The following is a 12,204-nucleotide window of genomic DNA, read 5'->3' as shown; positions in this document are numbered from 1 at the left end:
CAGGTCCGGGTGGCGGAATGGCAGACGCGCTAGCTTGAGGTGCTAGTGCCCTTTATCGGGCGTGGGGGTTCAAGTCCCCCCTCGGACACCAAACGGTGGTACGGGTACCACGTTTCACACGGTACTTGAACACGCGGCTCACGCCGCCAGAGCGACTGATCTCTTGGAGTCAGCCGCGTACGGCAGCGAACCCGAGCCCTATCTCCTATCTTCCTTGTCGCGGTCTTCGCTGCCTCCCCGCGTGGGGTGGTTGACGTGACCGCCGGTGTTGTCACTCCCCTGGTTCTGCCCGCCCGGTCGGGGCCTGCGCGTTCACATCCGGCCGCTGGGCCGGGTTTGCGCAAGGTTGCGCTCGCTCGCCTTGCGGCGGTGCGTGAGCACTCGTCGGTGTACGCCATGGTGGTGGTCGAAGCCCGCGGCCGAGTCAGCGTGCACAGCGTGCTCCACGCCCTGCCATGGGACCCAGCTACTCGCCTTGCCGTGCGGGTACAGGCGCGCTTGGTGGTGGTCACCGCCGGCGCTGAGGGCGAGTCGCAGATCGACCGCAAGGGTCGACTGCAGGTGCCGGTGGCGACGCGGCGCTGGTGTGGCCTGACGCAAGGCTCGCGGGTGTTGCTGGTCGCCGACACGGCCACGGCTCGCTTGGTTATCCATCCCTCGGCAGCACTCGACGCCACGATCGGCCGTGCCCATGCTGAGGCGTTCGGCGGTGACGCATGAGTACCGAAGTCGCCGGCGGTAGCCGCCCTGAGGTCGATGCCGCGCTGCTTCTGCTCGCCAGGCTGGGATTGTCTCCGCACGATTTGATCGCCGGGGCGGTCGCGTCACGGCCGCCGGTGCCGACGTTCGCCGAGTTCGTGCCGCAGGTCGCGGCAGCGACCACGCCCGGCACGTTGAAGGCGTACGGCTCGTACTGGAACCGGGTGGTCGAACAGTGGGGGCTACGGCGACTCGACGAGCCAACCCCGCTGGAGATCGCCCAACTCGGCAAGCAACTACGCGCGGGGCGGGTGATCCGCCGCAACGGGCGCAGCGGCGCCGGCACGGAGGAGAACTACGTCGCGGCGATGCGCTGCCTGTATCGGCGGGCGGTGGACAACGGCCTGCTGAGCCAGGCGGACAACCCGGCCGCGAAGGTGCCGAAGCCCAAACGCGGGGAAAGCACCCGGCACGCACTGACGGATGCTCGACTGGCGGAGATCAACGAGGTCGCGGCGACGACCGGTAACGATCCGGCGTTGGACACGTTGTTGCTGCGTTTTCATACTGAGACCGGCTGCCGGCGCGGCGGTGCCTTGAGCCTGCGGCGCCGGGACCTGGATGAAAAGCATTGCCTGGTATTGCTGCGGGAGAAGGGCGAGACGCAGCGGTGGCAGCCAGTCTCCCCCACCTTGATGCGGCACCTCGTGGCGCATTGGAACGAACGCGGAGACGGCAATCCGCGCAGTGACGCGCAACTATTTCGCTACGCCAGCGGCAAGCCGATCACGTATCGCCGTTACGACGGTTTATGGGTGCGGATCGGAGAGCATCTGCCGTCGGTAGCGACGCAAGGGATCAGCGCGCATTGGCTACGGCACACGGTGATCACGTGGGTGGAGCGCACGTTCGGCTACGCCATCGCACGGGCCTTCGCCGGCCACGCCGCCAGCGGCGGCGACACCGCCTCCACGATCACGTACATCAAGGCAAGCCTGACCGAGGTGGCAGCCGCGGTCGCCGCGCTGACGGGGGAGCCCCATCCACTTGCCGACGAAAGTGTCCAAGCGGTTGTGAGCTGAGACGGTCGCGTGTGGGCCGGAGCCGGACGATGTTGCCGCTTTCGGCCCACACCCTGACGTCGCCCCCTGGGCCCTCCTGCTTCCCGCCAGCGGATGGCGACGCGATCCGGTGGCGTGCTCGGCGGGACAGGCCTGCCGCGCCGGTCGTCAGCTGCTCGCAGTGCCGAACCGTCGTGACCGGCACTCCTGCACTCCGGCGCTGGCCCTGATTGTGCAGCGCGGTTATGCACCGACGGCCGTGCCGCCCGAGGGCACGGACGTCCCACCGACCACACAGTTGGCGGCGACGAATGGGCTTCTGAAGGTTCACTCTACGCCGGAATAGAGATCGCCACCGGCTGCATACATTCAGGTTGACCGATGGAACCTGGTGGCCTAGGTTGGATGCGCGACCGAACATACCGAGCCGACGGGGGCATCAGGGTGAACGGAATTTCTAGGAATTCGCGACCGCGCCGCACGTTGCTAACGCGGCGGCTTCACTAGCTGCGGGCGAAGCAGACACTCGGGCGGAAGGCCCTGAATGAGGCGTCGTCCAGTTCTGCAGAGCACGCGCGGAGGGTCCGGACCGAATGAGACGCCTCCGGAAAACGGGAACAAGAAATAGGCGAGCGCGCAAGTAACAAAAGGTGGATACGCATTCGCCTCGCATTGAAGATCCTTGCCCAATGTGACCTCTGCCGCGTCGGCTGCGGGACGTACTGGCGCCTATCACGAGAGATCGCATCAGCTCAGATCCATTCACCTGTCTACAGGTGGGTCATTTTCTGTAGCGCCACGACGAATCCTGGAGGTTCAGCACGGTGCGTCTCACGCGCTCCACAGCCGTTTTCGCGGCTCTGCTCAGTCTCGCCATGGTGGCCACCGCCGCCCAGCCATCGCTGGCCGCTCCTGCCGGCACGACCACCACCGAGTGGACCACGACATTCAGCGCCCCCCACCACGACAACGTCGCCGCCGGCCCCGCGAAGAACACCCCGATGAAAGCGGCCGACGGCGGTCGCCTTCCCGCGTCGATGCGCCACCTCGACCCGAAGCTGCAGTCCGATCTCGCCGCGCAGCGCGCCAACCCGCAGGTTTACGACGCCTACGCCCACGACCTCGAGGACACCGCAAGCGCGGCCGGGGTCGAGGACTGGATGACCCTGGAGCAGTGCAAGACCGGCTGGGACTCACGACCCGTCGGCACGTACTGGTACTACCGCAATCACTACTCGGCGTGCCAGGTGACCGACAACGTCGCCACGGTCAGCAAGTGCACCTCGACCGGCTGCCAGATCACCGGGTCGACGTACGTGCGGATCGCTTACATCGGCGCCCTGTCCCACACTGCCCGTTCCTTCACGTGGACTGCGCATCTGTTCGGGTGGAAGACCGTCGGCGACTACGTCGGCAGCGTCCGCCTGTCGATCGAGGTGCCCTGCCGCAGCTACGCCAACGTCGGCACGTGCACCGTCAGCCCCGAATGGGGCTACGTGAAGACTCTGGACCAGTGGAAGACCACGGCCAGCGTCGTGTTCACCTACAGCACCACCACGCCTCGGCCGGCGCCCAATGACCCGCACCCTGCGGACAAGATCGCAAACTTCAACATCGCTCCGCAGGCCATCGCGGAAGGCCCGACGAACCCGCCGCCGAACCCGCTGACCGTCGTGCGCTGTGACAACGCTGCATACATGACCGGCGCGGGCTGCACCTTCACCGGCGTGTTCGGCAACTTCCACATCAGCTACAACCGGCCCGAATCCAAGGAGTCGGTCGAGTTCATCTGGAAGGCGATGCACCACCTTGACCAGATCATCGACGACGCCGTCGGCCTGTACGTCCCGGGCGGCTACTACCCCCAGCCGGTGACCGGTTTCCTCGAGCCCCTGACCCGCAACTACTACGGCAACACCTCCCGGACCAAGGTCCAGAACGAATGCAAGCGCAAGTTCGGCGACGATTACGTCACCAACCGCGCCGACGGAGTCAAGTGCGACTGCGACGAGTACCCGTTCGCCTCCACCTACCAGAGCGCCAACTACGACACCATCGGCACCGCCGCTACCTGGGCCGTCGCCCAGGTCGACCTGCGGCACAACCGCAGCGCCGGAGCCGTGCTCGGCGCCTGGCAGCAGAACGACCACATCCTCGACGGTGACCCCTTCTTCGTCACGATCGACGACGCACCCCAGGACTGACCCCGCATCGATAGCGTCTGCCCGCGCCGGACTCGCTCCCGCGCGGGCAGACACCATCCCAGCGTAAAATTCCGGGTACGTTTCCCGGCGCACTCTCGAGATCGGACGACGGCGGTATGCAGGAGTCAGTGACCGGCACCCTGGAACAGATCGACGCCTGGCTCGCCACCAACTGCCCGGCGGTGCAGTCCACGTTGCCCGCGCCGGCGAGCTCCGCCCAACTCGACCATCTCCAAGCCCTCACCGGGATAGGGCTGCTACCGCAAGTGGAGCAGCTGTACCGGTGGCACAACGGCAGCGCCGGCCTTCCCCAGCCGTTCTGGCTGGCCCCCGACCACGGCTTCCTCACCCTCGACGACGCCCTCGACGAGTGGCGCACCTACAACCAGGTCGTCGCCGACACCTTCAGCGACCCCTCCGAAGCCGCCTGGCTTTGGAGCCGCGAATGGCTACCGATCGGCTCCGCCTGGGCCGGAAGCATCCTCGTCGTCGACCACTCCCCCGGACCCGGCCAAGGATCCGTGTTCACCGTGCAGCACGGCACCGGAGCCCGCCGCAACCTCGGCTGGCCCAGCATCGCCGTCCTGCTGCACGAGCTGGCGACCACCCTGACAACCGGTACACCGATGCGCGAGCGAACCCTGACTGTCGGCCCGGACAAGCTGACATGGAACTGAACCGCACCAGCGGGCGACCGCCCGCCACGATGCACGCCGCTGTGCGTCTGGGTCCGCGCCCCGGCAGGGCACTGCTTGGTGCAGTCCTGCTGGCGTTGACCGGCTGCGCCAACACCACGGCGACCCCACAGACCGCCCCGCCATCCGCCGGGTCGCAATGTCCCGAGGCGGACAGCACCACCGTGCAAGCCATCGTCTCCGGCGCACGCCAAGGAGACGCCAGCATGACGGTCCTCGCCTCCGCCACCGTGAACGCTGCCGACGGCAGCCAGATCATCGCCCTGTCCTACCTCGACCAGCACCGACAACCCTCAAAGGCCCGGGAGGGACTCTGGCAGGTCAGAAAGCCCGACATCTACTCACTGACGCCAGAGGCCCACGAGACCACCTTCTGGCCCCTCAATCCGGGCGACGACGACGCCGTCTCCGAAGCCCACCAGTGCCTCAACCACCAAGCGCCGCGATAGTACCCAGCTCAGAGCAGGCGGCCAGCCAGAACGGTACGTCATCGGCACACCATCAGTGAGCCCGCCGAAGCCCTCACTGATGGGCGATGGGTGGAGCTGAGCCGACCACGTTTCGCGGACGCCGCCCGTCACGCAGTCGACGAGATCACTGAGTGAGGACCGACAGCCGCCGCAGGGCGGAAGCTAGCTCGTCCAAGTCCTGCTGGCGGTGGGCTGCGGTCGCGCACAACCGCAGCCGGGATTGTCCTTCCCGTACCGCAGGACAGGCACTGCGCGCGGGTTGGACTGTCGCCTGGGTTCTGCGTCCAGCCCCGGTGGGTGGCGCGCTGCCTGCCCCCTGCCTTCTACCGGCCCGGCCCTGGTCCGGCAAGGGCGCTGCGCCCCGGCCCGGCCACCGACGCAGCCGACGAGCGGGCGATGATGCGGCAGCCGGTGGCGGGTCCGGGGCGCGTCCCTTGCCGGCCTGCCGGCTCGCGGGGCCGGTCGGCGGCGGGGTCAGCGCGCCCCCACCTGCGGGCGCCGGGCCTGGCAACCATTCCGCTGGCTCTGCCTATGGTCCGCGTGAAGCTGCGGGTTTCTGCAGGGCGGTGCCCCCGGAGCTCCTGCCGAGGATGGGTGCTCGCGCGCTCCCGTGGACCAGTACGGCCGGGCCGCGCTGACCCGGGAGATCCGCCGGATTCAGGCCGCACCCCGCCCGGTGTATAGCGGAGGAGGCGGGCTCAGCGCCGGCGGCCGCAACGTAGCGCCGGTCCGCGTCAGTTTTCCGCTCAGCTCGGCGCCACCGGCGCCCTCGACCAGTACGTCGTGTGTCCCCAGCGACGCGCCGCCGCGACCTGCGTCGGCCTGCCCGCCGCGAGGCGCAGGCCACCATCGCCCGAGGATAGCGAGTCGGTTCGAAACCCAGCGCACGCCGATCCGGCATACCCACGGCTGCGCCGATTGCACAGGGTGTGGGCCCGCATCAACATGCACACCGTTGCCGATCGCTCTCTGATCCTTGCCGGCACCGCGGCGCGCCATAGGCGCCATCGCATTCACAGGGTCAGCGACGCGCAGCCAGGTGATTGCAAGCTCACCGCCAGTGATGACGCTCGATACGACTACAGCCACGTGATGCCGCCGCATATGCGACGGCTATAGTCGCCGAAATCAAACTCACTCAACAATACCGAGATAATCGCAGGAAAGAGGAATCCATGGCCAAGCGGATCGTCACGCTCCTGACCGACGACCTGGACGGCAGCGAAGCCGACCGCACCGTCGATTTCAGCCTGGACGGGGTCAACTACACCATCGATCTGTCCGAGAAGAACGCCGGGAAGCTGCGCAAGGCGCTCGACCCCTACCTCACGGTGGCATCACGGGTCGGCCGCACCAGCGGCACCGGGCGGATCGCTTCACGCACAGCGGCGCCGGGCCGGTCGAATCGCGAACAGAACCACGCCATCCGCGAATGGGCGGCCAAGAACGGATACGAGGTCTCCGAGCGGGGTCGCATTCCTGCATCGGTGATCGAGGCGTACCACGCGCGCTGAGCCAGCGCGGGCGGCGACAAGGCTTTCAAGCCCGGTGCCGCCCGCCGTGCAGCCTTCGACGCCTACGTCCAGCGCTATCTCGACCGCATACCTTTGGAGGAGTTCGAGACCGACGACTGGATCATGCTGCACGCTGAACTCGGGGCGTGGTGGTCCACCGCCACGCACCCGGCAGGTCCGGACGGCCCGAAATTCGCCCGCGGATACCGCTACGTCGTGCGCGGCACCGATGCCCGGGGAACTCCCTGTGACGTCGACCCGTTCGACGTGGTCGCCCGTGAGTTGTAGCAACGGCCGGTCGAGGTCGCCCGCCTGCTTGCCACCGCAGAACTGCCCCTCGGAGCGCCCCGTAAGTCCAGGCGATCTGGGTCGAAGCACCATGTCGGTCGCCCGGCGTGTACAAGTCGGCGGGTCGCTGCCCGTCGGGTGCGTTGTTAGACTCCGGTTTCCGTGCGGGGGTGGGGAACGGGGTGAGAACGGTGTCCGGCTCGATGGCCAGCGACGGCATCCTGGACCCGGACGGGGCCACGGAGTACCTGAAGAGGTGGAAGGGCCGCATCGATCAGATGGCCGCAGACACCCAGGCAATGAGCGACCGGCTCGGGCAGCTGCGGGTGAGCGCGGACGACGGCGACGGCCTGGTCGAGGTGACGATCGACTCCACCGGCATGCTGATCGATGTGCAGTTCGCCCAGCGGATCCAGCGGGTCGCCCCCGACGTGGTCTCGCGGGCGGTCCTGCGCGCGATGCAGCAAGCGAAGCTCAAGGCCGCACAGCGATCCCAGCAGATCATCGCCGAGACGATGGGACCCGACTCGGTAGCAGCACGTGCGATCGCCGAGCGGGTCACCCAGCAGCTACAGCCCCCGGCCGGTGACCCGCCGGTACCCGGCGTGGCGGGCTGAGGCGACCGATGGCTGACGAATTCACCGTCGACCCGCAACAGCTGCGCCGGCATGCCGCCAACGTCGACGCCGTCCGTGCCCAGTTCGCCGCGGTCAAGGGCGCCAGCGCCGCGATCGCGCAGGACGATGCCGCGTACGGGATGCTGTGTGGCTGGATCGCCGGGATCCTGGAGGGCCGCCACGCGGCACAGGACGAGCTGATCGCCTACGTGGAAGAGAACCTGTCCCTGGCGGCGGACTCACTGGCGGCAGCCAGCCGCGACTACGAACAGGTCGACGAAGCCGCCGCGGAGCAGATCCGCCAAGCCGGTGGAATCTGACGCCCGATGACGGACAACTCGCTGGTCGCCGCACCAGTCTCCACCCAGACCGCCTGGAGCGGGGCGTCACTCGCCGACAGCTTCCAAGGCCTGCAGCAAAGCGTGAACGGGGGCAGCTGGGTCGATCAAGCCCTCGCCGGTGGCGCGTTCGCCACCGAGGCCGCGGCGACGGCGCTGGACCCGTTCAGTGCGCTGCTGTCCAACGGCCTCGGCTGGGCCATGGAGCACTTCGAGCCGCTGCGCGAGATGCTCGACCAGTTGGCCGGCATCCCGGACCGGGTCATCGCGCACGCGCAAACCTGGAACAACATGGCCGGCGCGCTGCAGTCGATGGCCGAAGACCTGCACGCCAGCCTCATCTCCGACCTGCCTGACTGGCAGGGCTCCGCCGCTACGGCATACCAGCAGCTGATGGGCAACAACGTCGACGCGCTCGACGGGCTCAGCGTGCTCGCGGCGACCATGTCGTCGGCGACCCAGGCGGCGGGGAACCTGGTCACGTTCACCCGCGACATCGTTCGCGACCTGATCGCTGACCTGGTCGCACGGGTCGTGGTGTGGGCGCTGGAATCCTTGGCGATCGTGACGATCCCGGTCGTCGCCGCGCAGATCGCCTCGGCGGTCGTCAAGTGGGCGGGCCGGATCCTGACCTACACGATGGCCCTGGTCGAGAGTCTGAAGAACCTACGCCAGCTCCTCGAGGGCTGAGCCGACGATGACGGGTAAACCTCGCACTCCAGCCGGCGGCCACAGCGACGGCGGCACTGGCAGCGGTGGTGGTCGGCCGCGGCGGGCTCGGGGACGCGCAGGCAGCATGCGCGAGGCCGAAGCGAGCGTGAACGACGTGGCCCGCGCCGGGCGGGCGCGGGTCACCGGTCCCGACCCGGCGATCGAGCCGGTCACCGTGACCGTCGTCCGCAAGCCGAAAATGCCCAAGACCGAGTTCCGGCGCAAGATGGGCGCGCTGCACGAGCTCGGTGAAGAAGGCAAGCTGTATAAGGCCACGAACCCGGTGGAGCGTGACCCGTCGGTCACCAAGGAATACCGCCAGGACATGATCGACCGCATTTACGCGCAGTACCACGAACGCAACCCTGACTTCTCGGACAAGCTCATCGACCGCGTGACCCGGGTGATGCAGCCCGACCACGTGTGGGAGCTGCAACTCGGCGGTCCGGACCATAGGAGTAATCTCAAGTTTCTGCACGGGCCCACGAATGAAGACATCGGGATGCGCCAGATCCGCCCGCAAATCGCGAAACTACAGGACGGCACCCCCATTCGCATTGAGGTGATCGATGAGTGAGCTGAGCAGCCGAATCGAACAAGTCCGCACCGCGCTCGCCGCCCGTCCCGACGGCATCAAGTACGGCAAGTTCCCACCCGGCCGACCCGACAGCGGCGACGGCGACCTGCCTCCCGGGTTGAGCGCTGTGCTGGCGCTCAGCGACGGGCCCCGCGGCGGGGAGATCGTCGTCTACTCTCGCGCCGAGCTGGCCCAGCAGGACTTCTCGCTCGACGGCGTGGAAGCCGTCGCGGACCCGGACGTGTGGACGCGGTTCGCCACCCTCAACGACGAACCCCTGCTGATCCACCAAGATACCGGTGAGGTGTGGTGGTTCCCCGACACCGGCGTGACCTGGCTCGACAGCACCGAGTTCGAGAAACTCACCGACGACGTCGCCACCTTCATGACCGACTACCTGCTCGGCGACGGCTACCTCGACATCTGCGCCACCGACGACCCATGGGCACGACTGCTCGTCGAGCTCGGCTGGGCCCACGACGACGAAGACCCGGCGGAGGACTGAACGTTGCCCCTCACCCACGCCCAGCTCCTCGCCCACTGGGGCGCGCGCCGCATCATCTACTTCCCGCTCGACCGGTTCCTGTCCCGCATCCAGGTCGGCCCCGAAGCGTTCCCTCCCGACGGGGCCATCCCCGTCGAGGTGCCGATCCTGTTCACCGTCGCCGTGACCGCCCCGGACTTGGAACTGTTCAGCCTGCTGAACCTGCAACTCGGCGAAGACCAGCCCACCACCCTCATCGTGATCGGCTGTGTGCCCTCCGATCCCGACATGCTGTTCTGCCTCGACCCGGCCACCGGCGCCATCATGCTGCTCGACCTGGACCCCGAGCATCCCGGATACGAGCTGGTCAACACCTCCTTCGCTCTGTTCGTCGAGTTCCTGTACCGCCTGGACGAACTCATCCAATCCGACCCCGGCGGGGAAGCCCGCGCCGACCACGCCGCCATCCTGCGCCGCGACCTGCACGACCTCGACCCCGACGCATTCGAGGACCCCGAATCCTGGTGGTCCGCCGCCTTCGCCCAACTACTCACCAGCACCTAGAAGAGACGATCACCAGTCTCCCTAGAAGATTGCGTCGGCGGCTCCTCCCTTCCATTCGGGACCGCCAGCGACCGCGCTCCGGAGACAAAGTCGCAGCGATGACTGTATGGAGATAGTTGCTGCGGTCGCCTGGCTGACCGGGCATCCCCTGGCTGATCACACCGGCAGGGACGTCAACGGCTGAGAGGGGCACCGTGCGGGCCGGAGGAGGCAAACGCCCGATCCGGTCTCCATTCCAAGGCGGGACCACGCCCGCCGTGGCCTTGAGCCTCCCTCAGCTTGCGGCCATGTCCTGCCGCTGCAAAGGTCAGCACTACGCCAGCGGGTGGCTCTCGCCGGTCAGGGCGGCGAGTGCGGCGGCGACTTCGTAGACGTCGGCGCGGGTGTATGTGGCGGTGGCTCCGAAGTCGTTGCGGCTGTGGTGTCCGGCGTAGGCGTGAGCTACGGCGTACCCGAAGTGGCGTTCAACCCAGGTCAGTGTGGTGTGGCGCAGCCAGTGAGTGCTGATCTGTTGGGCGGCGACCCAGGGCAGGTGTCTGCCGATGCGGGCCCAGAGATGGTCGTAACGGCGGTACGTGATCGGTTTGCCATTGCGGTAGCACAGTAGCGGCGCTTGCCCCTGTGTTCCGCCCCGCTGTTCGTGGTGCAGGCGCAGGTGGCGCATGAGGGTTGGCGAGATCGGCTGCCATCGGTCCGTCCCGCCTTTCTCCCTGAGCCGGGCCAGACATTGGCTTGGGTCGAGGTCGGCCGGGCGGAGGGAAAGTGCACCGCCCCGCCGGCAGGCGGTTTCGACGTGCAGACGGATGATCAGGCCATCGAGGTCGCGGTCGTTCCCCGTGGTAGATGCTGCGGTGCTGATAGCGGCGAGTTGGGTGCCGAGCAGCGCCCTGCGTGCACTGGCTTGCCGGCGCGGTTTCGGTACACGGATGGCGAAATTTCGTCCCTCGGGTAGATAGCCGTCGGCGATCGCGTGCCGGTAAATGCAGCGCATCGCGGCGATGGTGTGTTCTGCGGCAAGATGGCCACCTCGCGCATTGGCGCGGACAACCACGTCCGCCTTGGCTTGCTGGGCGAATTGCCCGATCTCCGTGGCCGTCGGTTCGTCGAGTCGCCGGGTGCCCCACTGCTCGCAGATCCGATCCCAGTAGCTGCCGTACACCCGCCGGGTACCGGCCGACACCGCTGCCGCGACCTGCGGGACGTATTCGCCGAAGGTCGGCATGCTTCTGTCGTCGTTCAGAAGTTGTTCGGGAACCACACCGAGCCGGTCGAGCAGCAGGCGCGCAGCGTCCAGTTCGCCAGTCGTAGCGAGCGGCATGAAGCTCACTGCATGTCGCTCCTGGTCAGATCAGCGTGATAGCTGGCGGCCATCCTGTTCATCGCTCGAGGAAGGTATGCCACGAGCACAGCCTCGGCAGGATGCACAGCGACCAGCAGCCGGTCCCCGGTGCCCAGCCGACATGCGTGCCGGATCTCCGCCGGCAGCCGAAGTCGTCCCTGCCTGTCGATGACATACCTGCCGCCGAGCCGGACCGCGATGATGCCGGCTGCGGGATTCGCGAGGACCGTGACGGGAGTACCCGGTCCCCAGCCCAACAGCCTCAGGGGAGCACGGTCGCCGAGCCGAGCTCGTTCGTCGATCGGGGTAACGGTCCAGTATCGGCCGACTTCGACCTCAGCGTCGAGCACGGCTACTTGCGGTGCTGCATTCCGGCGGTGTACCGCCAAGAACCAACCGAGCTGGAGCTCGGGGCCACCAGTAATGCCCGTACTGTGCAACAGACTCCCCAAAATAGGCGGGGATGCAGCCGACCAATTCGCAGAGCACCCCGACGACGGGGCATCTGGGCCACAGTGATCGACAAGAGCATGGGATTCAGCGCCACTGGCCATACCGCCCGGCTCGAAGCCGCGAATCTCCGCGGCGCTTCTCGCCTCATCGAAGTGTGGCCACGGCACCGAGAGTGACCTCATCGAAGCGC

The 12,204-nt window shown here is 67.5% G+C and carries 15 protein-coding genes and 1 tRNA gene; 14 read left to right on the top strand and 2 right to left on the bottom strand.

Annotation, left to right across the window (positions count from 1 at the left end):
- Nucleotides 1-3 precede the first annotated feature (3 nt).
- From IEY99_RS23735 to IEY99_RS23670, 14 genes are all read left to right on the top strand, one after another.
- Nucleotides 4-91 (top strand) — tRNA-Leu (locus IEY99_RS23735).
- Nucleotides 92-369: 278 nt separating this feature from the next.
- Nucleotides 370-720 carry an AbrB/MazE/SpoVT family DNA-binding domain-containing protein gene (locus IEY99_RS23730; protein ID WP_189206269.1) on the top strand — a complete coding sequence of 117 codons (351 nt, stop codon included), beginning with the start codon at nucleotides 370-372 and terminating at the stop codon, nucleotides 718-720.
- On the top strand, nucleotides 717-1,781 hold the full coding sequence (locus IEY99_RS23725; RefSeq protein ID WP_189206268.1) for a tyrosine-type recombinase/integrase: 1,065 nt from the start codon (nucleotides 717-719) through the stop codon (nucleotides 1,779-1,781). Before IEY99_RS23730 ends, IEY99_RS23725 begins: the two co-directional genes overlap by 4 nt.
- An 803-nt stretch (nucleotides 1,782-2,584) precedes the next feature.
- Nucleotides 2,585-3,964, top strand: coding sequence for a NucA/NucB deoxyribonuclease domain-containing protein (locus tag IEY99_RS23720; RefSeq protein WP_189206267.1), 1,380 nt, complete (start codon nucleotides 2,585-2,587; stop codon nucleotides 3,962-3,964).
- A 116-nt stretch (nucleotides 3,965-4,080) separates the two neighbouring features.
- Entirely contained in the window at nucleotides 4,081-4,641 is a 561-nt protein-coding gene (locus tag IEY99_RS23715) for an SMI1/KNR4 family protein (protein ID WP_189206266.1), read from the top strand.
- Nucleotides 4,632-5,108, top strand: a complete 477-nt coding sequence (locus IEY99_RS23710; protein WP_189206265.1) for a hypothetical protein — start codon at nucleotides 4,632-4,634, stop codon at nucleotides 5,106-5,108. The genes IEY99_RS23715 and IEY99_RS23710 overlap by 10 nt, the downstream gene beginning before the upstream one ends.
- A gap of 1,196 nt (nucleotides 5,109-6,304) precedes the next feature.
- Nucleotides 6,305-6,643 (top strand): histone-like nucleoid-structuring protein Lsr2, encoded by a 339-nt coding sequence (locus IEY99_RS23705; RefSeq protein ID WP_189206264.1) that lies wholly within the window; start codon nucleotides 6,305-6,307, stop codon nucleotides 6,641-6,643.
- A gap of 93 nt (nucleotides 6,644-6,736) precedes the next feature.
- A complete protein-coding gene (locus IEY99_RS23700; RefSeq protein ID WP_189206263.1) occupies nucleotides 6,737-6,931 on the top strand; it encodes a hypothetical protein in 195 nt (64 codons plus the stop codon).
- 182 nt (nucleotides 6,932-7,113) lie between these two features.
- Nucleotides 7,114-7,548, top strand: coding sequence for a YbaB/EbfC family nucleoid-associated protein (locus tag IEY99_RS23695; protein ID WP_229799181.1), 435 nt, complete (start codon nucleotides 7,114-7,116; stop codon nucleotides 7,546-7,548).
- Between the two features lie 8 nt (nucleotides 7,549-7,556).
- Nucleotides 7,557-7,868: a type VII secretion target gene (locus IEY99_RS23690; RefSeq protein ID WP_189206262.1), complete on the top strand. Its 312-nt coding sequence runs from the start codon at nucleotides 7,557-7,559 to the stop codon at nucleotides 7,866-7,868.
- Between the two features lie 6 nt (nucleotides 7,869-7,874).
- Nucleotides 7,875-8,576, top strand: a complete 702-nt coding sequence (locus tag IEY99_RS23685; RefSeq protein ID WP_189206261.1) for a WXG100 family type VII secretion target — start codon at nucleotides 7,875-7,877, stop codon at nucleotides 8,574-8,576.
- Nucleotides 8,577-8,682: 106 nt separating this feature from the next.
- Complete coding sequence (locus IEY99_RS23680; RefSeq protein ID WP_189206260.1) at nucleotides 8,683-9,174, top strand: endonuclease; 492 nt, start codon at nucleotides 8,683-8,685, stop codon at nucleotides 9,172-9,174.
- Nucleotides 9,167-9,679: a hypothetical protein gene (locus IEY99_RS23675; protein ID WP_189206259.1), complete on the top strand. Its 513-nt coding sequence runs from the start codon at nucleotides 9,167-9,169 to the stop codon at nucleotides 9,677-9,679. Before IEY99_RS23680 ends, IEY99_RS23675 begins: the two co-directional genes overlap by 8 nt.
- 3 nt (nucleotides 9,680-9,682) lie before the next feature.
- Nucleotides 9,683-10,222: an SUKH-4 family immunity protein gene (locus tag IEY99_RS23670; protein WP_189206258.1), complete on the top strand. Its 540-nt coding sequence runs from the start codon at nucleotides 9,683-9,685 to the stop codon at nucleotides 10,220-10,222.
- Nucleotides 10,223-10,535: 313 nt separating this feature from the next.
- Here IEY99_RS23670 and IEY99_RS23665 read toward each other — a convergent pair whose 3' ends face one another.
- Both IEY99_RS23665 and IEY99_RS23660 read right to left on the bottom strand, forming a co-directional pair.
- Complete coding sequence (locus IEY99_RS23665) at nucleotides 10,536-11,540, bottom strand: tyrosine-type recombinase/integrase (RefSeq protein WP_189206526.1); 1,005 nt, start codon at nucleotides 11,538-11,540, stop codon at nucleotides 10,536-10,538.
- Between the two features lie 5 nt (nucleotides 11,541-11,545).
- Nucleotides 11,546-11,911 (bottom strand): AbrB/MazE/SpoVT family DNA-binding domain-containing protein, encoded by a 366-nt coding sequence (locus tag IEY99_RS23660; protein WP_189206257.1) that lies wholly within the window; start codon nucleotides 11,909-11,911, stop codon nucleotides 11,546-11,548.
- Nucleotides 11,912-12,204 lie beyond the last annotated feature (293 nt).

This window comes from Couchioplanes azureus (assembly GCF_014648355.1).
In the GTDB taxonomy this organism is placed as follows: domain Bacteria; phylum Actinomycetota; class Actinomycetes; order Mycobacteriales; family Micromonosporaceae; genus Actinoplanes; species Actinoplanes azureus.
This window is presented reverse-complemented; position numbering and strand designations above follow the sequence as displayed.

What these genes read in the sequence shown, in the direction of transcription:
- IEY99_RS23725 (WP_189206268.1), top strand. Translation starts at nt 717, where the DNA reads ATGAGTACCGAAGTCGCCGGCGGTAGCCGCCCTGAGGTCGATGCCGCG.
- IEY99_RS23715 (WP_189206266.1), top strand. Translation starts at nt 4,081, where the DNA reads ATGCAGGAGTCAGTGACCGGCACCCTGGAACAGATCGACGCCTGGCTC.
- IEY99_RS23710 (WP_189206265.1), top strand. Translation starts at nt 4,632, where the DNA reads ATGGAACTGAACCGCACCAGCGGGCGACCGCCCGCCACGATGCACGCC.
- IEY99_RS23705 (WP_189206264.1), top strand. Translation starts at nt 6,305, where the DNA reads ATGGCCAAGCGGATCGTCACGCTCCTGACCGACGACCTGGACGGCAGC.
- IEY99_RS23690 (WP_189206262.1), top strand. Translation starts at nt 7,557, where the DNA reads ATGGCTGACGAATTCACCGTCGACCCGCAACAGCTGCGCCGGCATGCC.
- IEY99_RS23685 (WP_189206261.1), top strand. Translation starts at nt 7,875, where the DNA reads ATGACGGACAACTCGCTGGTCGCCGCACCAGTCTCCACCCAGACCGCC.
- IEY99_RS23680 (WP_189206260.1), top strand. Translation starts at nt 8,683, where the DNA reads ATGCGCGAGGCCGAAGCGAGCGTGAACGACGTGGCCCGCGCCGGGCGG.
- IEY99_RS23675 (WP_189206259.1), top strand. Translation starts at nt 9,167, where the DNA reads ATGAGTGAGCTGAGCAGCCGAATCGAACAAGTCCGCACCGCGCTCGCC.
- IEY99_RS23665 (WP_189206526.1), bottom strand. Translation starts at nt 11,540, where the DNA reads ATGCCGCTCGCTACGACTGGCGAACTGGACGCTGCGCGCCTGCTGCTC.